17 protein-coding genes are annotated in these 24,807 nt (G+C 37.9%); 16 read left to right on the top strand and 1 reads right to left on the bottom strand.

The window, feature by feature from the left end:
- Positions 1 to 1,057 precede the first annotated feature (1,057 nt).
- Genes ABD000_RS06805 through ABD000_RS06795 form a run of 3 tightly spaced genes read left to right on the top strand, consistent with a single transcriptional unit; the run spans position 1,058 to position 3,989 of the window.
- On the top strand, positions 1,058 to 2,551 hold the full coding sequence (locus ABD000_RS06805) for a S10 family peptidase (RefSeq protein ID WP_343765089.1): 1,494 nt from the start codon (positions 1,058 to 1,060) through the stop codon (positions 2,549 to 2,551).
- A gap of 46 nt (positions 2,552 to 2,597) precedes the next feature.
- The gene (locus tag ABD000_RS06800) at positions 2,598 to 3,509 is read left to right on the top strand and encodes a hypothetical protein (RefSeq protein ID WP_343765087.1); all 912 of its coding nucleotides are present in this window, start codon (positions 2,598 to 2,600) and stop codon (positions 3,507 to 3,509) included.
- Between the two features lie 21 nt (positions 3,510 to 3,530).
- On the top strand, positions 3,531 to 3,989 hold the full coding sequence (locus tag ABD000_RS06795) for a hypothetical protein (protein WP_343765084.1): 459 nt from the start codon (positions 3,531 to 3,533) through the stop codon (positions 3,987 to 3,989).
- On the opposite strand, the gene ABD000_RS06790 is transcribed toward ABD000_RS06795, so the two are convergent.
- On the bottom strand, positions 3,986 to 5,041 hold the full coding sequence (locus ABD000_RS06790; protein ID WP_343765081.1) for an NAD(P)-dependent alcohol dehydrogenase: 1,056 nt from the start codon (positions 5,039 to 5,041) through the stop codon (positions 3,986 to 3,988). The genes ABD000_RS06795 and ABD000_RS06790 overlap by 4 nt on opposite strands.
- A gap of 194 nt (positions 5,042 to 5,235) precedes the next feature.
- Here ABD000_RS06790 and ABD000_RS06785 point away from each other — a divergent pair, with 194 nt between their 5' ends.
- The 13 genes from ABD000_RS06785 (at position 5,236) to ABD000_RS06725 (ending at position 24,804) form a co-directional block, all read left to right on the top strand.
- The gene (locus ABD000_RS06785; protein WP_343765079.1) at positions 5,236 to 6,165 is read left to right on the top strand and encodes a hypothetical protein; all 930 of its coding nucleotides are present in this window, start codon (positions 5,236 to 5,238) and stop codon (positions 6,163 to 6,165) included.
- Positions 6,166 to 6,170: 5 nt separating this feature from the next.
- Complete coding sequence (locus ABD000_RS06780; RefSeq protein ID WP_343765077.1) at positions 6,171 to 6,869, top strand: hypothetical protein; 699 nt, start codon at positions 6,171 to 6,173, stop codon at positions 6,867 to 6,869.
- Positions 6,870 to 7,072: 203 nt separating this feature from the next.
- Positions 7,073 to 9,919: an excinuclease ABC subunit UvrA gene (gene uvrA / locus ABD000_RS06775; protein ID WP_343765074.1), complete on the top strand. Its 2,847-nt coding sequence runs from the start codon at positions 7,073 to 7,075 to the stop codon at positions 9,917 to 9,919.
- Positions 9,916 to 10,605, top strand: coding sequence for an LOG family protein (locus ABD000_RS06770; protein ID WP_343765071.1), 690 nt, complete (start codon positions 9,916 to 9,918; stop codon positions 10,603 to 10,605). Before uvrA ends, ABD000_RS06770 begins: the two co-directional genes overlap by 4 nt.
- Positions 10,606 to 11,850: a T9SS type A sorting domain-containing protein gene (locus tag ABD000_RS06765; RefSeq protein WP_343765068.1), complete on the top strand. Its 1,245-nt coding sequence runs from the start codon at positions 10,606 to 10,608 to the stop codon at positions 11,848 to 11,850. It abuts the gene before it with no gap.
- Between the two features lie 65 nt (positions 11,851 to 11,915).
- Entirely contained in the window at positions 11,916 to 14,660 is a 2,745-nt protein-coding gene (locus ABD000_RS06760; protein ID WP_343765066.1) for a gluzincin family metallopeptidase, read from the top strand.
- Positions 14,661 to 14,851: 191 nt separating this feature from the next.
- Entirely contained in the window at positions 14,852 to 17,263 is a 2,412-nt protein-coding gene (locus ABD000_RS06755) for an alpha-ketoacid dehydrogenase subunit alpha/beta (protein WP_343765064.1), read from the top strand.
- 416 nt (positions 17,264 to 17,679) lie between these two features.
- Positions 17,680 to 19,248 (top strand): hypothetical protein, encoded by a 1,569-nt coding sequence (locus ABD000_RS06750; protein WP_343765062.1) that lies wholly within the window; start codon positions 17,680 to 17,682, stop codon positions 19,246 to 19,248.
- A gap of 521 nt (positions 19,249 to 19,769) precedes the next feature.
- A complete protein-coding gene (locus tag ABD000_RS06745) occupies positions 19,770 to 21,371 on the top strand; it encodes a protein kinase domain-containing protein (protein ID WP_343765060.1) in 1,602 nt (533 codons plus the stop codon).
- A gap of 389 nt (positions 21,372 to 21,760) precedes the next feature.
- Positions 21,761 to 22,477 carry a hypothetical protein gene (locus ABD000_RS06740; RefSeq protein WP_343765057.1) on the top strand — a complete coding sequence of 239 codons (717 nt, stop codon included), beginning with the start codon at positions 21,761 to 21,763 and terminating at the stop codon, positions 22,475 to 22,477.
- A 205-nt stretch (positions 22,478 to 22,682) separates the two neighbouring features.
- Entirely contained in the window at positions 22,683 to 23,192 is a 510-nt protein-coding gene (locus tag ABD000_RS06735) for a hypothetical protein (RefSeq protein ID WP_343765054.1), read from the top strand.
- 124 nt (positions 23,193 to 23,316) lie between these two features.
- On the top strand, positions 23,317 to 24,156 hold the full coding sequence (locus tag ABD000_RS06730; protein ID WP_343765051.1) for a LytR/AlgR family response regulator transcription factor: 840 nt from the start codon (positions 23,317 to 23,319) through the stop codon (positions 24,154 to 24,156).
- A 99-nt stretch (positions 24,157 to 24,255) separates the two neighbouring features.
- Positions 24,256 to 24,804, top strand: coding sequence for a DinB family protein (locus tag ABD000_RS06725; RefSeq protein WP_343765048.1), 549 nt, complete (start codon positions 24,256 to 24,258; stop codon positions 24,802 to 24,804).
- Positions 24,805 to 24,807 lie beyond the last annotated feature (3 nt).

Raw genomic sequence — 24,807 nt, 5'->3', positions numbered from 1 at the left:
GTTGTCTCTTTAACAATACAACAAATTAAATCTTAATCGCTACTCTTAATCTCAAATGAACTTTTATCAGTCTTAATTCTTTTTTCTTACCAAGTATACCCCTAAAGGTATTCTTGTGCTGTCAATCAATATATCAATGAACATACATCTCACCACATAAACCTCAATCAAGAAGCGTATCACGTGAAACTTAACTATCGCTACTACTCAAGGAATCGAACCTCAATCAAATTAGAAATTCTCAACCGAATCCCTAACCCTAAAACCATCGTAATCTTTTAATGAACTTTTAACTTCTCAAAACATCTTGTCTCACATGTTTCTCTCAAAGCGGGTGCAAATATACACCAACCTTTTCCATTCTACCAAAACTTTATCCAAAAAAAAATGAAGTTTTTTTTATTCTTTTCTCAAACCATTGATTTACTTGTATATGTACACTGAAAAAACATGACTTTTTTTTGAATGGGGATTAGGGATTAGTTCCCTTAGAGGAGGAAGTGCGTCAGTTCATATCGGGTTAGACTTGGTTAGATGGGTTAGACTTGGTTAGATGGGTTAGACTTGGTTAGATGGGTTAGACTTGGTTAGATGGGTTGGTAGGTTGGTATATTGGTAGGTTGGTATGCTATATTGGTAGGCTGGTCCTACCGCGCTAAGGCTTAGGAGGTTGGAGAGCGTTATTGAGTTATTCATTATTAAGTTATAGGTTATTGAGTTATTGAGTTATTGAGTTATTGAGTTATTGAGTTATTGAGTTATTGAGTTATTAAGGAAATATACTTTTTTAGATGATGCTGAGGCTGAACACTGAATATTGTGACTGAATACTGAGAACTGAGACCAAGGTAATAGATTGCGTTGAAGCTGACGCTTCTCGCAATGCCCCCCCGGGAAGGGATTGAACGGCGTGTTTGAGCTCACCCCAAACAAGGTGGGGTAGCGAGTAGTGAAAGCCCGGTCGAGTCGCGAATAAGCGACGAGAGCACGCAGAAGAAATAGTATGTTATTTATTGTTCATTTTAGTTTCTATCTTAGAGGCTTTAATTAATACGTCATGAAATTTACTTCTCTTATTTTCCTTATTATTTGTTTTACCGCCGGGTTAAGTTTTGGTCAACAGCGCAAACTGCCGATCGATACCATCGTAGTAACCAACCATCAAGTGACTATTAATGGAATTCTTTTGAATTATAGCGCAGAGACCGGAACGCAGCCTGTTTGGGACAAAATGGGAGAACCCATTGCTTCTTTACACTATACCTATTACAAAAAAACACCTAAAAAAGGTGAAAAGGGCATTCGGCCGCTAGTTATTTCCTTTAACGGCGGACCCGGATCTGGAAGTGTATGGATGCATTTGGCGTATACCGGTCCGCGAATCTTAAAAATTGATGATGAGGGATATCCCATACAACCATACGGTGTGAAGGAAAATCCATATTCTATTTTAGATGTGGCTGATATAGTTTATGTAAATCCTGCTAATACCGGTTATTCACGTACAATTCCTGAAACCGGTGAAGAGGTTGACCGCAGTAAATTTTTTGGAATCAACGCTGACATTACTTACCTAGCCGAATGGCTTAATACGTTTGTAACCCGACATAATAAATGGCGCGCGCCCAAGTATATTATTGGAGAGAGTTATGGGGGAACGCGAGTTTCGGGATTAGCGCTTGCTTTGCAAGACCAACAATGGATGTATTTGAATGGGGTGATCTTGGTTTCTCCTGCCGATTATAAAGTATTACGCACCGGCGGACCAGTGAGCGATGCATTGAATCTACCTTATTTTACGGCTGCTGCCTGGTATCAAAAAGCCCTAGATCCTTCATTACAACAAAAAGATTTATTGGAGATATTGCCTGAATCTGAAGCATATACCGTGAGTACTCTTATCCCCGCATTAGCAAAAGGTGGTTTTATTACGGATGAAGAAAGAGAGGCTGTCGCCGAGAAAATGGCTTATTATTCTGGTTTGGAGAAAAAGGAGATATTACAGCAAAATTTGCGCGTGCCTACATCCTATTTTTGGAAAGCGCTGTTACGCGATAAAACGGGAAATACGATCGGGCGCTTAGATTCAAGATATTTGGGTATCGATAAAAAGCTTGGAGGTGAATCTCCTGATTATAGTGCTGAACTTACCTCCTGGTTGCATTCTTTCACTCCTGCGATAAATTATTACCTCCAAGAAGAACTCAATTTTAAAACTGACATCAAATACAATATGTTTGGTCCTGTAAGACCCTGGGATAATAGTGATAATAATACGAGAGATAACCTGCGCCAGGCGATGGCTCAAAATCCTTACCTCAACATATTATTTCAATCCGGGTATTACGACGGTGCAACAACCTACTTTAATGCTAAATATACGATGTGGCAAATTGATCCTAGTGGGAAATTGAAAGATCGTTTTGCGTTTAAAGGATATCGCAGTGGACATATGATGTATTTACGTAAAGAAGATTTACAAAAAGCGAATGAGGATCTGCGTCAATTTATTGTAAAAACATCTACCAATGTGGGACCTGCAAAATACTAGACGTGTTTTCCAGAAAGCTATGATGCTTTGGATAATTCTATTTTCCATGATAAGGGTTGATGTTCAGGCTCAGGATTTGAGCCCGGAGGCTATATCGGGATCGTATTCATTTCCTTCTACTAGCCCTGAGGGAGGTGCTCATTTAAGTATTTTTGAAGATACTTCTTTTATACTTACATACTTTGGTGGATATGTAAAAGGGATATATCGCATTTCTTCTCAACGTATTAATTTTATACCTGACGTGGCCAAACAATCTCTGGTAGTTTATGGAAGAAAAACTATACCCCTGAATGACAGCGTACGATTTACCTACTCCAACATTGATGATATGAGACTTTATGTAGGACTTTTGTCCAAAGATTATCTTGAAATGACCCCTATATTTAATAAGAGTCCAAATTGCTTTTCTTATCCCTATAAGGATATGAAAACCTCGATTCCTAAAAAAATACATTTCTATCTCAACAGCGATTATACACGTAAAAAAGAGATTTTGTATACTCTAGTGGTTGCTAACGAAGAAAATGATTTTATAGTTAGCACTATATCTTCGCAACGAACAGATGTATCTCCATTTATGGGAAGTTTTAAGGAAGATCAACTCTCCATCGACGGAAACCAACCCATGAAGAGGCGGCCTTTTGAGAATAAAAATGATGAAGATTATCTATATTTAAAGTACTTGGCTCAAAAAAAGCTCATTTCAGATACTGTTTACTATACGCATGATCCTAAGGAAGAACGATTCTATACTAAAGAGCAGGTCACTTCTACACCGTACGACATTACGAAAGATCATTATCGCTACCCTATGTACAATCGTGATACCAGAGACTTAACGGATACAATAATCGTCCATCCTTTATACAGGATGAAATTAACCGAAATCAGAAAAATACCCAAACGACTTACGCTGAGAGAAGAGCCGCTTTTCAAAGTGACTTGCGACTACTAATATTTTGATTAAAATATCCCTATGTTCACCAAAAGAAGTATTACGCTCACATCCATATACACCAGTATCGCATTTATCATAGCAATCTCTTGTGCCGATGGAAATGCTATTAAAGAAAAGAACGCTACAAGCAATCCATATGTAGGAACCTGGAGATTGTTCAAAACCACCGGAAATATGGTCGGAAGCGAAAGAACCGGTGAGGACCTTCCGTTTTACGAAGAATATCTCATTGATCCAGATGGTACCTTCACTAAAATACGCATTGACCATGGTATTACTAAAAGAGCTGAAGGTTCCTACACTTTTTCTGAAGAAAATAACGAAGCAACACTCACTTATTCTTCACCCGAAAATATGATTGTTAATTGTACCCAGGATAACACCGAGCACCTCATCTTCAGCTCCAAGAAAACATGCCATAACAGTGCTATGGCATGTGATCAACCAGGGTTGTTTTATGAAAAAGTCACGAATTAATTCGCATCTTTTAAACTCTGCATATCAATTACAAATCGGTACTTAACTTTACCGTCTTGCATACGATCGTAGGCATCGTTAATGTCTTGCATATCGATAAGTTCAATGTCTGAAGTAATATTATGCTCACCGCAAAAGTCTAACATTTGCTGCGTTTCTTTAATTCCGCCGATGAGCGATCCCGCAATTCTTTTACGCCCCATAATAAGATTCCCGCCGTGTAGCGGATCAATGGGTTCGATCGCACCCACCATCACCATTGTAGCATCACGTTTAAGTAGATTTACGTAAGGATTCACATCGTGTCCAACGGGAATAGTGTTGAGTAAAAAATCAAAACTACCCTCCTGTTTACTCATAGCATCTTCATCCTTAGAGATCAATACCTCATCTGCTCCAAGGCGTTTGGCGTCTTCGGCTTTCTCTGGGGAGGTCGTGATCATCACCACATGTGCGCCCATAGCAGCCGCGAATTTAATTCCCATATGACCAAGACCGCCAAGACCAATTACTCCTACTTTATCACCTTCACTTACCTTCCAGTGATGCAGCGGACTAAAGGTGGTAATACCTGCACATAATAGCGGAGCTGCTCCTTTGGGATCAAGGTTTTCGGGCATTTTTAGCACAAATTCTTTATTTACGACGATTGTTTCAGAATATCCTCCAAAGGTGTGACCATCTAAATGTTTATTCTTGCTATTGTAGGTCATGGTTGCCCCATTTTCACAAAATTGTTCAAGATCATCTTTACACGCGCTACAGGTCTGACAAGAATCTACCATGCATCCTACCCCAACCCAGTCGCCTTTGTCAAAACTATCAACATTATCTCCCCTCTTCGTTACTTTACCGATAATCTCATGACCGGGAACAACAGGATATTTGCTCCCACCCCAATCATTGTGAACCTGATGCAAGTCACTATGGCAAACTCCACAGTACATTATTTCTATATGAACATCATCGCTGGTGGGCTCCCTGCGATCGATAGACATTTGCTTTAAATCTGCTTTTTCTTCTTTAGCACCGTATGCTTTTACTGTACTCATTATTTTCTGTTTTTGTGAAATATACAGGAATTCCTTCTCTAATTACTTTAAGATTTTGTCTTTAACCCAACTTTAATGAGTTCTCTTAATTTTTCAAAAACATATCTGCGTCTGATATAACAAATGATAATGTTTTCTAAAGTTACTCAAAGCCTTGTTATTATTTCCTACTTTTCTGAAAATCAACATGGAACATGTCCTCCCTAAAAAAGTATGTAGAAAAAATTTTTAATGTTCTGCTTTCTGAGGAAACCCGAACTAAAACAGAACATGCCTTTATACTTGTTGCGGTACTTAGCTTTGTAGTTCATCTTCTCCTCATTTTTTTAGTAGACTTAGGCTGGATTGAAAATGTAAGAGACTCAGCTTTACTCACAGATCCAATTGCCGCTATTTATACCCCTTTTTCATTTATTCTTTTGTATGAAGTCTATTTGCTTATTTTTTATCTGCCTAAATCAATTTCAAACTACATTGTTAAGCAATATGAGATCATTACATTAATTGTTATACGGCGTATTTTTAAAGACTTAGCAAACTTAGAAATGACACCTAACTGGTTTAAAGAGCCAGACGATTTACAGTTTACTTACGATATCATTACGACTCTTATTCTCTTCTTTTTAATTTACCTGTTTTATAAAATGAAGTCCAGGTATGCATTTAAACATCAAAATGATCTTCCAAAACGGTTAAAGAAATTTATTTATCGTAAAAAAATTATTGCTATCGTGCTTGCTCCTACTTTTATTGCAATGGCTGTTTATAGTTTGTGGAACTGGATTTACGAGAATTTTATTTCGGTTGATCGAATGGTAAACAACCTCTCTGATATTAATGATATTTTCTTTGATGAATTTTTCACCTTATTAATTCTTACTGACGTACTTCTTTTACTTTTATCGTTTTTTAATACAGATCTATTTTACAAGATCATTCGTAACTCTGGTTTCATCATTTCTACTATTCTCATAAGGCTTTCCTTTACCGCTAGTGGCGCATTGAATAATGCTTTGATCGTCATGGCGGTCTTATTTGGCGTCTTAATTTTATATCTTCACAATTCATTTGATCGTTATAACGCTTCACTACGAGAAGAGGAACGCGAGATTCAAGAAGAATGATTTTTATGAAAAAATTTTTGATGTATTCCTTCGGAATTCTTCTCGCATTTATTGTGATTGGAGGAATTATTTATGTGATTAAAAACGAAGCTCTGCCTAAGGGTTCCTCTTCTACCGAAGCTGATCAACTCGCCCAAAAAATGCTTACAGCACTCAATTATGATGCTTACAAAGATACGCGATATCTAAAATGGACCTTTAGAAAGCGTGATTATGTATGGGATCGTGAGAATAACCTGGTGGATATCAAGTGGGATAATACAGTGGTTAACTTGCGGATTTTGATTCCCGAACTAAGCAATGTGTTTATCAATGGTGAAATCCCCAGTGCCAAAGATAAAACCGAAGCCATTGAAAATGCAATAAGTAGATTTAACAATGATTCCTTTTGGCTTATTGCACCCTATAAGGTGATGGATCCCGGAACTATACGAAGTTTAGTCACCTTAAATGAATCCACTCAGGGACTTAAGGTGACTTACTCCACAGGCGGAACAACTCCCGGCGATTCTTATGTTTGGGTGCTGGATGAGAATTACATCCCGCAGTATTACAAAATGTGGGTAGATATTATCCCGGTTGGCGGACTCAAAGCCACCTGGATTAATTTTGAAGAAATGGAAAGTGGTGCGCGCATTGCACAAAAGCGAGAAATAGAAGGTCTTATGGAAATTCCCTTAAGCAATGTGAGGGCTTGGAATTGAAGTGAGTGAAGATGAATTCGATGTTGAACTCGAATCTGAACTTGAACTTGAACTTGAAATTCAATTTCAGAATTACAGAACACTGTAATCGCTATTCGCACCATTTTGAAGACAAAATCACTTCCTAAGGTTTAATAAATTCTTAATTATTATGTCTCTTTAAAAATCGCGCTATTTTAAGTATCTTCGCGTCTTGCAGTTCTATGAGAAAAGAAGACGATTTTATTGAGGTTTTAGGTGCCCGAGTACACAATTTAAAGAACATAGATGTTCGCATCCCGCGGGAGCAGTTAGTAGTGATTACAGGACTTTCGGGTTCAGGTAAGTCCTCTTTGGCTTTTGATACAATCTACGCTGAGGGTCAACGCCGTTACATTGAAACATTTTCAGCGTATGCACGCCAATTTCTAGGTGGACTGGAGCGACCAGATGTGGACAAAATTGATGGTCTCTCCCCTGTGATTGCCATTGAGCAAAAAACTACGAGTAAAAGTCCGCGGAGTACCGTAGGCACCATCACAGAGATTTACGATTTCCTGCGGCTTTTATACGCACGTGCCAGTGACGCTTACAGTTACAATACGGGTGAAAAAATGGTGAGTTATAGCGATGAACAAATCAAAACGCTCATCATAGAAAATTTCAAGGGAAAACGCGTTAACGTGCTTGCTCCTATTATTCGTTCGCGCAAAGGGCACTACCGTGAGCTTTTTGAACAAATTGCCAAGCAAGGTTTTGTCAAAGTGCGGGTAGATGGCGAGATAAAGGACATCGAAAAAGGCATGAAGCTGGACCGTTACAAAACCCACGATATTGAAATCGTAGTAGATCGTCTTAATGTAGATGATGATGTTGATGAAAATAATCGTTTGACAGAGACTATCAAAACCGCTATGTATCACGGGGATGATGTGCTTATGATTATTGAGCAGGATAGCGAAGAAGCCCGTTTTTTTAGTAGGAATTTAATGTGTCCCAGTACCGGAATCTCTTATCCTAATCCAGAACCAAACACCTTTTCGTTTAACTCTCCTAAGGGCGCTTGCCCTAAATGTAATGGTATAGGAACGGTGCATGAGGTAAACCTCAAAAAAATTATTCCGGATCCAAAAAAGTCTATTAATGCCGGTGGACTCGCACCACACGGAGAAAAAAAGAGCAATTGGATCTTTAAGCAATTACAATTGATTGCAGATCGTTTTGAATTTAAGCTTACTGACCCTATTGAAAAAATACCGCAAGAAGGGCTGGACATGATCCTTTTTGGTGGGAAAGATAAATTTGAAGTCAATTCAAAAACGCTTGGTGTCACCCGAAAGTATAAAATTGACTTTGAGGGAGTCGCTACGTTTATTGAGAATACCTACACTAATAACGATTCCACTTCTTTACGCCGCTGGGCAAAAGAGTACATGGATAAAATCCACTGCCCGCAGTGTGATGGCGCACGCCTGAGAAAAGAATCACTTTATTTTAAAGTGGGCGGACTTAATATTGCTGAACTTGCCTCCAAGGACATTCAGGAGCTTACGGGTTGGTTTGATGAGTTAAAGAGTAATTTGAGCGAACGCCAAGAAAAAATCGCCGGGGAGGTGATTAAAGAGATTAGAACGCGCCTACAGTTTTTAGTGGATGTAGGATTAACCTATTTATCCCTAAACCGTGGATCAAAATCACTCTCTGGTGGTGAGGCGCAACGCATTAGACTGGCCACGCAAATAGGTTCGCAACTAGTAGGTGTATTATACATTTTGGATGAGCCCAGTATTGGATTGCACCAACGCGATAATGAAAAGTTGATCAATTCGCTGGTTTCACTTCGTGATGTAGGAAACTCTGTCATTGTGGTTGAACACGATAAAGACATGATTGAACGTGCCGATCATGTGATCGATATTGGCCCGTTGGCAGGAAAACATGGCGGGGAGATTATTAGCGAGGGAACACCTGCAGAATTGATGCTTCAAAACACCCTAACCGCTGACTATCTTAACGGAAACAAAGAAATCGCCGTTCCCCAAAAGCGAAGAGAGGGAAATGGCAATATGATTGTATTAAAAGGGTGTACAGGAAATAATCTTAAAAACGTTTCGGTTAAGCTTCCGCTTGGAAAAATGATTTTGGTTACCGGTGTTTCAGGAAGTGGTAAATCCACGCTAATTAATGAGACGCTCTACCCTATTATGAATGCGCATTATTTTAACGGGGTCAAGAAACCGCTTCCGTATAAATCCATCAAAGGATTAGAACATATCGATAAAGTCATTGATATTGATCAATCTCCTATCGGAAGAACACCCAGGTCTAATCCCGCTACCTACACGGGAGTATTTAGTGAGATACGAAGTCTGTTCGCTAAAATGCCCGAAGCTATGATACGTGGATACAAACCGGGGAGATTTAGTTTTAATGTAACCGGCGGTAGATGTGAGACCTGTAAAGGTGGTGGACTTAAGGTGATAGAAATGAATTTTTTGCCAGATGTTTACGTAGAATGCGAGACTTGCAATGGCAAACGCTTTAATCGTGAAACTCTGGAGATTCGATATAAAGGTAAATCTATTGCAGATGTTTTGGCTATGACAATAAATGAGGCCACAGCATTTTTTGAACATATCCCTAAAATTTATCGCAAACTCAAAACGATCAAAAGTGTAGGACTGGGATACATTACCTTAGGTCAACAGAGTACAACCCTATCTGGTGGTGAAGCACAACGCATCAAGCTTTCTACAGAGTTATCAAAACGCGATACGGGTAATACCTTTTACATCTTAGATGAACCTACTACAGGGCTTCATTTTGAGGATGTTCGTGTTCTAATGGAAGTATTAAATAAACTCACCAACAAAGGGAATACTGTATTAATCATAGAACATAATCTGGATGTAATCAAACTCGCAGACCATATCATCGATATTGGACCAGATGGTGGTAAAAACGGCGGTATGGTAGTTGTATCTGGAACACCTGAAAAAGTTGCTAAGTCAGCTAAAGGTTTTACTGCTCCTTACCTTAAAAAAGAATTAGAATTAAACGTATACACATGAATTTAGAACGTCGCCCCAAAGGATGGAACGAAATTAAGACTAATGATAGTTGGGCCATATTTAAAATCATGGGCGAATTTGTCGATGGATTTGAGCGCATGAGTAAGATTGGACCATGCGTCTCAATTTTTGGATCAGCCAGAACCAAACCTAATCATCCCAATTACCAATTAGCAATTGATATTGCCGAAGGTATAGTTCAACACGGGTATGGTGTCATCACCGGCGGCGGTCCAGGGATTATGGAAGCCGGTAATAAAGGAGCGCACCTGGCGGGAGGAACATCTGTTGGACTTAACATAGATCTACCGTTTGAGCAACATGATAATCCATATATTGACAATGATAAAAGCCTAGACTTTGACTACTTTTTTGTACGTAAAGTCATGTTTGTAAAGTATTCACAAGGATTTGTGGTTATGCCCGGTGGTTTTGGAACCTTGGATGAACTTTTTGAGGCGATGACTCTCATTCAAACGCATAAAATTGACAAATTTCCTATCATCCTGGTAGGAAAGGACTTTTGGGGTGGATTAGTGGACTGGATAAGAAGTACTCTTTTAGAACGTTTTGAAAATATCAGCCTTGGCGATATGGATATTTTTCACGTAGTTGACACCAAAGAAGAGGTGATAGACATCCTGGACAAATTTTATGACGAGTATAATTTATCTCCAAATTTCTAAATGAAATTCAGATTAGTTTTTTTTATTCTGGTTAGCATAGGTGGTGTGCACCATGTGTTTGGTCAGGCTACGCTGCGCACTATGTTTTATAATGTATTGAACTATCCTTCAGCTCCGCCCTCTAATCGTGAAGATTTGCTAGCAGAGATTTTGGAGGATATCAATCCGGATCTATTTATGATCTGCGAATTAGAAACTGAAGCCGGTGGAGACGAAATTTTGAGTGAGAGCTTTGCAAATCTTCCGGGGACGTATGACAGGTCAGAATTTGTTCCAAACGCTTCGGGAGGTGCAGAAATACATCAGATGATTTTCTACAATACGCAACGCTTCGACTTAATCGCTCAAGGAGAAATAGTTTCGGTCACCAGAGATATCAACTATTTTCGGCTTAATGTACTGGATCAAGGTTTTCCCACTCCAGTGAGTTTATACGTATTCGTTGCCCATCTAAAAGCCGGTCAGGGTGATTATAACGAGAACCGCAGATTCATCATGGCAGATGCCTTTACTGACTTCTTAGAAACTATCCCAGATGATAGTAATGTCATCTTTACAGGTGATTTAAATGTATATTCCTCGCAAGAGTTTGCTTACCTTGAAATAACAAATACATTAAATGGTACCAATAACATTACCATGAGGGATCCCATTGGTCAGGCCGGCGGCTGGCATACCAATTTTAATTACCGCGCTATACATACCCAAAGTACCAGAACCAGCAGTTCTACGGGTGCAGGTGGCGGACTGGATGACAGATTTGATTTTATCCTGGTGTCTCAAAATATGATGGATCCCAATCACGAGATTAGCTACGTAGAAGATACCTACGAAACCTACGGCAACAACGGCAATTGTTACAACGATAATATAGGAGACGTAGATTGCAGCGGATTTTACGGGCAGGATTTACGGCAAACCCTGGAAGATATGAGTGATCACTTGCCCGTAATCATGAATCTTGAACTCAACAGTGATCTGCTTTTAGTTGAAACTCCTCAAGAAAAACCACGTAAACCGTTGCTCAAAAACTCACTAGTTCGGCAAAATGTATACCTTAATCTTCCGCCGGATCAGGCAGAATTACATGTGGCTATTTTTGATTCCTTCGGAAAAAAAGTACTGGCTACACGCATCCCAACCGACCAGGAATCGCTTGAAGTAGCTACATTATCTCCCGGTGTCTATTTCTTTACCATTGAAGATGCCCGTTACTCACCTGAAAAATTTGTAATCTACCATTGAGACTAATTGCCTCCTTTTTATGCTTTTTCCTTTTACAAGCTGTACAGCTGCAGGCTCAGCATACTATGGATATCAGTGTGAAGTTGCTGGAGGAGAAAAGGTCGTTACAAATCGACCAGACAATTACCTACAAAAACACCTCTCCTAATGAACTTTCTGAGATTTACCTCATGGATTGGGCAAATAGCTTTTCGTCTAAAACCACTCCGCTGGGTGAACGTTTTTCTGAAGATTTTAGAAGACGGTTCTTTTACGCCGGGGATGATTCTCGCGGAGAAACCACACTTTCTAAACTGGTTAATACCAAAAAAGGAACAATTTACACCTGGGAACGTCCTGAAGGATTTCCAGATGTCATCAAAGTAACACTATCAAATCCATTATTACCCGGCGAAGAAGAAGTTCTAAACCTGCAATATACTGTTCGCGTTCCAGATGCTCAATTTACGCGTTTTGGTTACGATAATGGTAATTATAAGCTACGTTACTGGTATATTTCACCAGCAGTATATAACAATGAGGGTTGGCAGTTCTACAGCAATAAGAATATTCATGATCATTATACTCCGCCGGCTAAGGTTGATCTAAAAGTACAGGTTCCACGGGACTATTTTACACATTCAGATTTAGCAGTAAATGATACCCCCGGGGAACAACCGTATAATGAACGAAGATTTAAAGGAGATCAAGTCGTCAATGCTACATTGTACATTACCCGTGATCCCGATTTAGAAAAAATTATCGCCGAAGATTTTACAGTCACCACTAATTTAAAAGACGGTGAATTAAAAGCACCTATGCGTGCGTTGGCAATTGATCGTATACTCAATTTTTTAGAAGAGCGACTGGGAGAATATCCTCATGAATCTATGCTGATTACTCAAGAGGAATATAAGATTGATCCTGTCTACGGTCTCAATCAACTGCCCTCTTTTATTCGGCCGTTTCCAGATGGTTTTCAGTATGAAATGAAACAGCTCAAAACCATTACAGGAAAATACCTTAAGAACACGCTGTTAGTCAATCCCCGAAAAGAAAAATGGTTGTTGGATGGAATTCATATTTATCTCTTAATGGAATATGTGGATAAATACTATCCCAACATGAAAATTATAGGAAGCTTGAGTGATTTCTTTGGAATACGCTGGTTTCATATTGCCGATAAAGAATTTAATGAGCAATACACGTTTCTATATCAAAACACAGAGCGTTTAAACCTGCAGCAGGCCTTATCCACCTCACAGGATTCCTTGGTGAAATACAACCAAACGCTGGCAAATCCCTATAAAGCGGGCGTAGGAATTAAGTACCTAGACAGCTATTTGCAGGATAATGCCGTGGCTCAAAGTCTTAAGGATTTTTACGAATCCCATCGGCTTGAGATTTCTTCGGCGGCTGATTTTAAACGTATACTTCAATCCCATACCGATCAACCTACCGATTGGTTTTTTGAAGAATACGTAGATACGAACAAAACGATTGACTTTGTTATCAGTCGGGTACGAAGAAAGGAAGATTCGCTGGTCGTAACCATCAAAAGCAAATCTGATGCTATGATGCCGGTGTCTCTCTATGGATTAAACAAGAAAAAGGTTGTATTTAAAACCTGGATTGATCCCATTCGTAAAAAAACAAAGGTCACTATCCCTGCAGATAGCATCAGACGCCTGGGACTAAACCATGAAGGTATCATTCCTGAAATCAACCGGCGTAATAATTATAAAGCTGTCAAGACCTTGCTCAATAAACCCTTACAGTTTAGATTGCTTACCGATATTGAAGACCCACGATACAATCAGGTGTTTTTCATTCCAGAGTTTGATTTCAATGTGTATGATGGTATATCCGTTGGTCCAAAAATTTATAACAAGACTATCTTAAAACGACCCATTGATTACAAAGTAGCCCCTAAGTATGGTTTTAACAGTAACCAGGTAAACGGCTCTGCGGGGATTTCGTATACCCAGTTTTTTGAGAATAGTAACCTAAATTCTATTCGATACGGGATTAGCGGGAGTACATTTTCATTTGATGATGATCTGCGCTACACTAAGTACAACCCTTTTATTCAGTTTAGGTATCGCGATCCATATCTGCGTGCTAATGGAAAACAGTTTTTAACCTTTAGGTGGGTATCAGTGGATCAGGATGAGAACGAGGAGAATCCTTTAGAAGAGCCCAACTTTGAACTTTTTAATGCGCGTTACGCCTACATTGATTCCAACCTTACCAGTTTAGTGGGCGCATCTATGGATTATCAACTCGCTGAAGATTTTGGGAAACTCGCTGTCACGCTGAATTACCGAAAGCTATTTGTCAACAACCGCCAGTTCAACCTTAGGTTTTATGGTGGAGCGTTTCTGTATAACAGTACTGAGGGTGATTTCTTTAGCTTTGCCTTAGATCGCCCTAATGATTACCTGTTTAGCTACAATTACTACGGGCGTAGTGAGGAAGAAGGCTTGTTTAGCCAACAAATTGTGATTGGTGAAGGAGGCTTTAAATCACAGCTGCAACCAGAATTTGCCAACCAGTGGATTACCACAGTCAATGGAAGTGCCACAATCTGGAATTGGATCTTTGCCTACGGTGATGTAGGATTGGTCAAGAACAAAGGGTTCTCGCCGGAGTTTGTCTATGATAGCGGAATACGATTGAATTTAGTAGAAGATTATTTTGAACTGTTTTTCCCCGTATATTCTAATTTGGGTTGGGAGATCGCTCAGGATAATTACGATCAAAAAATCAGATTTATCGTTACGCTTGATTTACAAACCCTAACCGGCTTATTTACCCGGCGTTGGTATTAAGATATTTCTTCTTAAAACCCTCCTGACTTTTTTCATTGCATAAAAAGCAACAAAAATCAACTTCTATTCATTTTGTTGCATAATTAGTAGTCAAACAGCTTTTTTACTGCATTTTTAATAGTTTTTTCACGTGACAGGCTATTGTGAGACTAGGTGGTATTCGCTATTTTTACACTCCTTAAAACTAAGCTATGCAAACGCCAGATACTTCAAAACAATCCTTGTCTTTTGATCAGTTTAAAGCCCAGGTTCTTGATGACTATACACTTGCTGTGACCAGCCGTGAGTGCAGTTTATTGGGTCGGCGTGAGGTGTTGACGGGCAAGGCTAAGTTTGGGATTTTTGGTGATGGGAAAGAAGTACCTCAATTAGCCATGGCTAAAGCCTTTAAAAACGGGGATTTTAGATCAGGATATTACCGCGATCAAACCTTTATGATGGCCATTGGTCAATTGAGCATAGAGCAGTTTTTTGCGGGGTTATACGCCAATACAGATTTAGCCCAGGAACCCATGAGTGGGGGCCGACAAATGGGCGGGCACTTTGCTACCCATAGTTTAGACGAAAACGGAAACTGGAAAGACCTTACCAAACAAAAAAATTCCAGTGCAGACATCTCTCCTACCGCAGGGCAGATGCCCCGACTATTGGGATTAGCACAAGCCTCTAAAATTTACCGTCATGTAGAGGGTATTGACGGCACCAACTTTAGCGAAGCGGGAAATGAAGTTGCCTGGGGAACCATTGGAAATGCCAGTACCAGCGAGGGCTTATTTTGGGAAACCATTAATGCTGCGGGGGTCTTACAAGTCCCCATGGTGATGAGTGTGTGGGATGATGAATACGGGATTTCGGTCCACGCGCGGCACCAAACCACCAAAGAAAATATTAGCGAGATTTTAATGGGCTTTCAGCGGGATGAAGACCATAACGGATATGAAATCATACGCGTACAAGGATGGGATTATGTCGCCTTGGTTGAGGCATATGAAAAAGCTTCGGGCATTGCCCGTCAAGAACATGTACCGGTATTGATTCACGTGCAGGAGCTCACTCAGCCGCAAGGTCACTCCACTTCAGGTTCTCACGAACGCTATAAGAGTAAAGATCGATTGGCTTGGGAGGCTGCGCATGATTGTAATGTAAAGATGCGGGAATGGATGATCGCGAACAGCATCGCCACCGACGAGGAACTTTCCGCCCTAGAAAAAGACATTAAAAAACAGGTAAGAGACGGTAAAAAAGCTGCCTGGAGCAATTACCTCAATCCTATTACGACCAAACGCGATGAAGTAGTTGAATTATTGACCGCTTGTGCGGAAAATTCCGAAGAAAACAACCAGCTTAGCCCACTGATCGACCGACTTAAGGGATTAGACACGCCCACCAAGAGTGATTTATTGAGTAGTGCCCGAAAAGCCCTGCTTTATTTGCGCCATGAGAGCACCTCTGAAAAACGGCAGCTTTCAAACTGGGCCGAAGATTTTAAAAACACCGTACAACCTGAATACAGTAGTCATCTCTATAACGACACAAACAGCGGAGCATTAGGCGTTGCTGAAGTGTTGCCTCAATACGATGACCAAGCCGAAGAAGTGGATGGTCGCGTGATCCTTCGGGATAATTTTGATCACATCTTTAGTCAGGATAAAAAGACGCTCATATTTGGTGAAGATGCCGGAGAGATTGGGGATGTGAATCAGGGATTAGAAGGCTTGCAAGAAAAACACGGAAAGCTGCGTGTTGCAGATGCCGGAATACGTGAAGCGACCATCTTAGGGCAAGGCATTGGGATGGCGATGCGGGGCTTACGCCCCATAGCCGAAATCCAGTACCTGGATTACGTGCTATACGCGCTACAGATCATGAGTGATGACCTGGCCACCCTACTCTACCGCACCAAAGGAACTCAAAAAGCACCTTTGATTGTACGTACGCGCGGGCATCGCCTGGAAGGTATTTGGCACAGTGGTTCACCGATGGGTGGGATTATTCACTTATTACGCGGAATGCACATTTTAGTCCCCCGAAACATGACCAAAGCCGCAGGTTTTTACAATACGCTACTAGCAGCAGATGAGCCTGCGCTGATCGTAGAATGTTTAAACGGGTACCGATTAAAAGAAAAAATGCCGTCCAATATAGGTGCATTTAGGACTCCGCTGGGTGTGGTTGAAACCCTTCGTGAGGGAAGCGATATTACGCTGGTATCCTACGGTTCTACCCTACGCATCGTTGCCCAAGCTGCAGAAACCTTGGCTAAGATTGGCATAGATGCCGAAATTATTGATGTACAAAGCTTGCTTCCGTTTGATTTAGCGCATAATATCGTAAAAAGCGTGGCCAAGACCAACCGACTGCTGGTGATAGATGAAGATGTACCCGGTGGCGCTAGTGCGTATATCTTACAAGAGATTTTAGAGCAGCAAAATGCCTACCGCCATTTAGACAGCAAGCCTCAAACCTTAACCGCCAAAGCCCACCGACCGGCCTACGGGACGGATGGAGATTACTTTTCTAAGCCCAGTGTAGATGATGTGGTAGAGAAAGTGTATGCCATGTTTCATGAGGTAGATCCTGGGGAGTATCCTAAGTTGGGGTAGGTTTTTTTAGTAGTTGCTTTTTTTACTTTAATTGGGATCGGCGGATTTAATTTTCCTCATTACCATCTAATTGTCTATTTGTATCCAAAGGTGTAAAGGCTAAAAGTGTTCTGAGCGAAGACGAAGTACATTTCACATAATGTATCCGCCAGTGGTCAGACAAGTAACCATGGGGCGTCCCGAGACTTCGGGAATAGCTATCTGTGGTGCCTTACCCCACTGCCTGCACTGAGCGAAATTGAAGTGCCATAAATAAATCCTGGAGCGGATTTTTTTGAAAATACGTAAATCATATAAATTTATTTATGATAGTACTCTCTAACTTTATTAAATAATTATTTAAAAACCAGTATTGCCTTATAAATAAATGCTTATTACCTAAATTTGGGATTAGTAAAGATTTAAATAGTCACTATATGAACGAAATAAATACTACTTTTTTAAGACTTTCTAAACGTGCAGAAACTAAGGATAATTCTTATTTGGTTAATACATTTGTTAACGTCGGTCCGCTATTTACGATTCTATCAAACAGAGATCATGAAATACTTTATGGTCGAAGAGGTACTGGTAAAACACACGCTTTTGCATATTTAGGTAACTCATTAAAAAATGAAGGAGATATCGTAATCAATGTTGATTTAAGAACAATAGGATCAAATGGTGGTATATTTTCTGATAGTTCTTTGCCAATTACTCAAAGAGCAACTAGGCTATTAATCGACACTTTAACATATGTCATAGATGGAATAATTGATGAAGTTATAAGCGATCAATCTGATAAGTATGACTTAAGTATTATTAGTCCGTTGGCAGATAGCTTATGGGAGGCAATTACAGAAATAATAGTTGGTGGTAATATAGAAATTGAAACAGATAAAACATCTAATCGAACTGAAAATAAAGAAATAGGAACCAGTTTAAATATATCATTGAAAAATCCATCTTTAGATTTATCCGATAAGAGTGTAAAATCAGATAATGTATCAAAAACTGAAAAAGTAAAAAGGCAAGGAGTTGAACACCACAGAATTCATTTTTCTTCGGTATTCAAATCATTACAACTTATGTCTCAAAAACTAGCTGTTCATATTTGGATTCTATTTGATGAATGGGCAGAAATTCCTCAGGAACTTCAACCATATTTATCTGAATTGATAAGAAGAACCATTTTACCTAATACAGGTATTACAGTTAAAATTGCTGCAATAGAGCAAAGAACTAATCTTTCATTATTTGATGCTAATCATACTAGAATTGGAATTGAAGAAGGAGCAGATATCTCTACAAGCCAAAATTTAGATGAATATATGGTATTCGATAATGATGAAGGAAAATCATTAGAATTTTTTAAAGAATTATTGTTCCACCATTTTAATGGTATAAATGATTCAGCAAACATTATTGATTCTAATGACTTAATTAATAGAGCTTTTACTCAATCCAATACGTTTCACGAATTTGTAAGGGCTTCTGAAGGAGTTCCAAGAGATGCAATAAATATTTTAGGCATTGCGGCTACTAAAGCTTCTGATTCTAAAATCTCAATGGATAACATTAGAAATGCTGCAAGAATATGGTTTTCCAGAGGTAAAGAAAAAGCTATTTCCACGAATGAAAATGCGTTTAATTTACTTCAATGGATTCGTGATAAAGTTATTGGAGAACGCAACTCACGTGCATTCCTCTTAAGAACTAATCATAAAGACCCTTTAATCGATTATTTATTCGATGCAAGAGTAATACATATGATTAAAGAAAACGTATCTGGAAAAGATGAACCAGGGGCACGCTACAATGTATATAGTATTGACTACGGATGTTATGTAGACTTGATGAATACAAATAACGCTCCTAAAGGATTATTTGAGGCGACAGAACAAGATTCTGAAAACTCTATTTATGTTGATGTACCTAGGAATGATTATCGTGCAATTAGAAGGGCAATATTAGATTTAAGCGAATTCTATGAAAACGTCGCTTAACATCAGTATAGAATATAGAGATATTTTGTTCTTAAGAAAAAGGTCTTTGTTCATTAGCTAAGTTGTCAACTATAATGTTTGACGTTTATAAAAATGATAAAAGAAAATATTTATTTTGCTTAGTATCAATCCGAAACATTGTGGTCATAACCTGCCTACGTTTCTTATACGAAACCGTTGATGTACAATTCACCTAAAGGTGAACTCAAGTTGCTACATTGTCGCTGCGCTCCAATTCCTGCTCATTGAGAATTGTACATCATCGCTGGGCTATGCCAGATTTCATAGGAATATAAATTAAAAAGATAGCTTACAATCACCTTTAGGTTAGATCGAAGTATGCCTTCCTCTCTCCGTCAGTTGGCGTATCGTCGGAGGCACTATCAACAGCTATATGCTACCTGTCCACATTTAACATGTATTTTAAATTATCAGCAATAAATTGTATAAATTTAAAATCCATAACGTGGCTTCACATAGTCCAGCGTTGGCAACAAGCTAAAAAAACCAGAACTAAATTAATGGACAGAACTAAATCTTTACAATTAGAAAAAGAAATCAAAGGAACTGAATTGAATGGATATAAAGTTATTTCATTAATAAATAACGGAAAATCCGCAGCTGTATTTAGAGCGACGAAAGATGGTAAAGATTTTGCTTTAAAAGTTTTTGACAACTACTTGGTTGAAAGGTTTGGTCATGAAATTCAAACTAAAAGAATTCAGCAAGAAATAGATTTGAAAAATCATACAATACCAAACTTGATAAAGATATTCGAAGGTGGTAATACTGATTTTGACAATCAAACATATTATTATCTCGTTATGGAATTTATCCTAGGAGTTAATCTTAAGGATTACATTTTAAAGAAAGATTACTCATTTGAATTCATCAAAAATGTTCTATTAAAACTTGTGACAACTACAAGCAAGCTTCTTGAAGAAAAAAACATAGCTCACAGAGACATAAAGCCTGAAAATATTATGGTTTCAAATAGCGGAGAAATTATTTTAATGGATTTGGGTGTTTTAAAACTCGTTGGAGCAAAATCATTTAGCGATGAAGAGGAGAAATCGTTTGTCGGAACTTTAAGATATGCAGCACCAGAATTTTTGTTGAGAACTGAAGAAGATTCCATTTTAGGATGGAAGTCTCTGAATATTTATCAAATAGGTGCGACTCTTCACGATTTGGTTATGAAAAGAGAAATCTTTTCGGACAAAACACCATATTCGAATTTAGTCATAGCTATTAAAGATGATATGCCCGAAGTATACAATGACAAATATCCATTTGAACTACTGCAACTTATAAGAGATATGTTGGTAAAAGATTGGAAACGAAGATTAACTTTAATAGACAATTCAAGATTAAAAAATTTAGATTCGATAAAAGAAACCTTTGATAATTCATTTGATGAAGATGCTGACGTATTATTAAAGATGACTATGGGTCATAAAACTAAATTTGAAGAAATAGAAAAACTTCGGAGAACTCAACAAGAACTAAAAAAAAAAGAAAAACAAATTGGTGAAGATTTGAAAAATTCTGTTGATTTATCTTTTCAAAAGATTAGAGAGAAAGGAATTTATAATTCTTTGAAAAAATCTAAAAATTTTAGGTTTAATTCTGATAAAAGAAATCCTGATGCATTGATTCAAAATTATTTATATGAAGTACAAGGAGATTTAAAATCAGGCTTTCCAAGAAGTCTATTTGTATTAGTTAGGATTTCAAACGATTCATCAAGTTATTCAGAAATTGAAGTTTTTGGAATATTCCCTTCAGTATTTTTAAAAGCAGATGTAAAACAACCTTTAAGAGTATTTCAAGAATTAGCTAAAGAATCACAAGTCGGAAACAGATATGCTACACAGGCTAATAAGTATCATTCTTTTCAAACTTTTAATATTTATAGAGGAGTTGCAGAAATAAATGATTCTTTTGAAAATCATTTAAGTGGACAACTTTTAAAACTTTTTGTTACCGCTTTAAAAAGAGTAGAAGATTATGTGAAGAAAGAAATCCAGTATTATGAAGATATGGCTAATAATAAAAATACTGGAAGTTCAAGAATTACTACAGGTATGAAAAACATAATAATAAATAAATTAGGAACGTGAAAAGCCAATTGCCAACAACAGCTCCTATAAAAAGCCTTAGTCCAGTACTTTAACGTTAAATAATATTTTTTTACTTAAACCACCTTTTTTTTCAGTATAACTTGCACTCCCCTGATCCATCAGGATCATAGGATGTAATACTCCCCATTACAATTGAATTGTCTATTTTTATCCTAAGGTATAAGGGCAAAAGTCGTGCTGACCGAAGACAAAGTGCATTCAACACAGTGTATCCACCGGTAGTTGGACAAGTAACTATGGGCGTCCCGAAGCGTCGGGAATGGCTGCCCGTGGGGCTGCGCCTTTAAAATGCCTTCCTCTCTCCGCCGGCTGGCGGATCGTCGGAGGCAGGACATAAATCCCCTTAGCTTTAATTTATACAAACTCTTTTGGCAGAAAAGAAAGACATAGAGAAACTAATAGTTCATAATAAAAAAAGTAATCTGAAAAACCATTGGAATGATGCATTTTTCTACAACACTACAAAGTACAGCGGAGAAATTAAACCGAATGAACTTTTGATTTGGCGTTCCTCTTATTTTTTGCGTGGTGTATATCCTATTTTCCATCTGACTTTTGACCAGAACAAAAAACTGACCGGAATAAAAAAGGAAAAAAATCCCTATCACAAATTCCTAAATAAAATTACTATGGGATTTTTAATTGTTATGATTTCAGGTTTGTTTCTATCCACTGATTTTAAAATGGCAATAATTGGAACATTCGGGATTTTAGTTATCGGACTGTTATTGAGTTTTGTTTTGGGAAAAGCCAAGAAATACGAAACCAAACTACTGACTGATGAATTACAAAGGGACATCGAGAATATTGAACTAATAAATAATCCTGGATTGACTGATAAATCGAAATTAAAACAGGAAAAGATTAAAGAATGGACTTTTATAAAAATATTGACAAGGTTTATCCTTTATCCTTTTTGTTTATTTATCCTTTATTTATGTATTCAAATGATTTTAAATCCTGACCCAAATCACCAAAGACAAATACTATTAGGAATTGTAGGTATTGTAATTATTTTGGGATACTTAACAGCTAACATAACGATTATTTTTAAAAATTTAATAAAAGATAGAAACTATAATTAATAATGTGAATAATTCATTGCTAGTTCTCGCCTAATTATGAATCCAGAAATTTCTGGGATTGCGAATTTCCAGTTTGGTGTGTATTCTTATAAAGTTAAGTTGCATTGCCTTCCTCTCTCCGCCAGCGGGCGGATCGTCGAAGGCACTACGCAACTATTATTATTCAAACACGTAGCTCCAATACTTTGAGAAAAACAGATGCTGCATGACAAAAAAAGAACCTAAAGAAATATTCTATAAATCTCTTATTGCCTGTATAGCTATTGTAGGATTTGGAATTTACTTATCCATTAGAGGAAGTAAAGAAAAAACTGAATTTGAAAGCGTCACTGGAAAAATAGATTATTTTGACAAAACATTTCAAGAAATAAATTATCGTAATAAAGGAAATCATCGATTTATACACATTGAAGATTTCCCTCTTGTCTTTGACATATTTGTTGGAAAAGAAAAAGGAGACTTCGGCCCCAAATTTGAACAATTGGACAACTTAAAAATCAGAGATGAAATTACCGTTTATCACGCGGACAAAACACCGCTTCAACGAAATAGGGATTTGAGATTTAATAAGACTGTGCAATTCATCGATAAAGGTGGAGAAGCATATTTTATTCGGGGAAATAAAGACAAATTTGGAGGATATATTCTTAGCGGAATTGGGATCTTACTTGGAATAACCCTATTGATCCTAAAGAATATAGGAAAAATAAAATAACATTTAAACGTTTGTTACAAACCAACATAGAAAAATTACCGAAAGAGGCACTCAATATACTAATCGCTCAAAAAGGGCGATATAATTATTTCTATACATATCAGTCTAAAACATAGTGGTTCCTATGCAGTGGCTCAACTCCCCATATCCGTTACTACAAAACGCTAAATACAAGTGGCTATTTGCGTTATTGTCGGGTATTTTTGTTTTTGTATTTTTAATTGTTTTTCAACCTTTTGGTGCAGCGCAGTCAATATCTTATAAGTATGTATTCTTGGCGGGTTTTGGGGTTTCAGTTTTTCTTGGTGTGGCTACCACCTATTTTATTCTTCCTGGACTATTTCGAAAGTTTTTTAACCCAGAAAAATGGACCATAGCAAAGGAAATTCTATTACAATTTTGTTGCATCTTGATCATAAGTGCGTTTAATTCCTTGCACAATTACAATTGGTGGCGCACTATTGATTTATATCACAACTTTTTTATTTTTCTAAAAATTACTGCTTCGATAGGGATTTTCCCTATCATAGGTTTAATCTTTTATAAAGAGCGAAAACTTTCAAAACGTAATATTGAGAGAGCACGATTACTTTCTAATCAGTTATCACCCTCACGGGTAGAAGAGACCATTACAGTTCAAATACAAGACGAAAGTGTAAAAGCATCACCTCTTGTAATGCTATTATCAGATTTTCTATACGCGCAATCAGAAGGGAATTATATCACGATATATTATTTGGACGGTAGTACGTTGACGCATAAACTAATCAGACTTTCTTTAAAACAGCTTGAAATACAAGTAGAACATCTTTCTCAAATAAAACGTTGTCATCGCTCTTATCTTATTAACACACAACATATAATGGCTATTGATGGTAACGCCAGGTCACTCAACATACATTTAGATAATGTTGCTACGAGTATTCCCGTTTCCAGATCCTTTTCAAAAGCTGACTTTTACTAGCCTTCCCGTTTATCACAAAAGAGGCACACCCATCCCAATTTTTTATAACGTACTGATTTCAGGACTATTTTTGAGCTAAATAACGTTAAAAAAAGACTTATGAAAATTCAGATGCATATCATCTATATCTTAGTGGGAGGTGTCTTCTTATTAAGCAGCGCTACAAGTATGGAGTCAAACAAAGAAAATTCTGATCTTGAATTAAAACTGAATGAGGCGGCATCCTATATTGCTCTAAGGGATACCATAAACCTTGAAGTGTCAGAAGCTCCAGTTGCGTGGCATATGGATCACATTTATTTAATGGTAAATCAGTTACACAAAGCACTCCAATATTCTGATGAAAGTAATTACCAAGGGGATTCCAATACGACACGAGACTATGTCTTTACCTCTTACACGTTACCTAGAGGAAAAGTGACTGCGCCAGAGTCCGTAAGTCCAAAAGGAACTATCACTATAAACACCTTACAAACACATTTTGATGAAGCCATTGCTACAGTCGAAAAGTTACCGACGCTTGCAGAAAAGAAGCACTTTAATCATCCTATTCTTGGGACTATGAATAGAGACGAGACTATTAAGTTTCTTACTATTCATACAGAACATCATCTTAAAATCATACGGGATATATTAAAGGAAAAGTAGTTT

It is taken from the genome of Gangjinia marincola, from assembly GCF_039523415.1.
Classification (GTDB): Bacteria; Bacteroidota; Bacteroidia; order Flavobacteriales; family Flavobacteriaceae; genus Gangjinia; species Gangjinia marincola.
This window is presented reverse-complemented; position numbering and strand designations above follow the sequence as displayed.

What these genes read in the sequence shown, in the direction of transcription:
- ABD000_RS06795 (WP_343765084.1), top strand. Translation starts at nt 3,531, where the DNA reads ATGTTCACCAAAAGAAGTATTACGCTCACATCCATATACACCAGTATC.
- ABD000_RS06735 (WP_343765054.1), top strand. Translation starts at nt 22,683, where the DNA reads ATGACAAAAAAAGAACCTAAAGAAATATTCTATAAATCTCTTATTGCC.
- ABD000_RS06730 (WP_343765051.1), top strand. Translation starts at nt 23,317, where the DNA reads ATGCAGTGGCTCAACTCCCCATATCCGTTACTACAAAACGCTAAATAC.
- ABD000_RS06750 (WP_343765062.1), top strand. Translation starts at nt 17,680, where the DNA reads ATGAACGAAATAAATACTACTTTTTTAAGACTTTCTAAACGTGCAGAA.
- ABD000_RS06745 (WP_343765060.1), top strand. Translation starts at nt 19,770, where the DNA reads ATGGACAGAACTAAATCTTTACAATTAGAAAAAGAAATCAAAGGAACT.
- ABD000_RS06805 (WP_343765089.1), top strand. Translation starts at nt 1,058, where the DNA reads ATGAAATTTACTTCTCTTATTTTCCTTATTATTTGTTTTACCGCCGGG.
- ABD000_RS06725 (WP_343765048.1), top strand. Translation starts at nt 24,256, where the DNA reads ATGAAAATTCAGATGCATATCATCTATATCTTAGTGGGAGGTGTCTTC.
- ABD000_RS06790 (WP_343765081.1), bottom strand. Translation starts at nt 5,041, where the DNA reads ATGAGTACAGTAAAAGCATACGGTGCTAAAGAAGAAAAAGCAGATTTA.
- ABD000_RS06755 (WP_343765064.1), top strand. Translation starts at nt 14,852, where the DNA reads ATGCAAACGCCAGATACTTCAAAACAATCCTTGTCTTTTGATCAGTTT.
- ABD000_RS06765 (WP_343765068.1), top strand. Translation starts at nt 10,606, where the DNA reads ATGAAATTCAGATTAGTTTTTTTTATTCTGGTTAGCATAGGTGGTGTG.
- ABD000_RS06780 (WP_343765077.1), top strand. Translation starts at nt 6,171, where the DNA reads ATGAAAAAATTTTTGATGTATTCCTTCGGAATTCTTCTCGCATTTATT.
- ABD000_RS06760 (WP_343765066.1), top strand. Translation starts at nt 11,916, where the DNA reads ATGGATATCAGTGTGAAGTTGCTGGAGGAGAAAAGGTCGTTACAAATC.
- ABD000_RS06770 (WP_343765071.1), top strand. Translation starts at nt 9,916, where the DNA reads ATGAATTTAGAACGTCGCCCCAAAGGATGGAACGAAATTAAGACTAAT.
- uvrA (WP_343765074.1), top strand. Translation starts at nt 7,073, where the DNA reads ATGAGAAAAGAAGACGATTTTATTGAGGTTTTAGGTGCCCGAGTACAC.
- ABD000_RS06800 (WP_343765087.1), top strand. Translation starts at nt 2,598, where the DNA reads ATGATAAGGGTTGATGTTCAGGCTCAGGATTTGAGCCCGGAGGCTATA.
- ABD000_RS06785 (WP_343765079.1), top strand. Translation starts at nt 5,236, where the DNA reads ATGTCCTCCCTAAAAAAGTATGTAGAAAAAATTTTTAATGTTCTGCTT.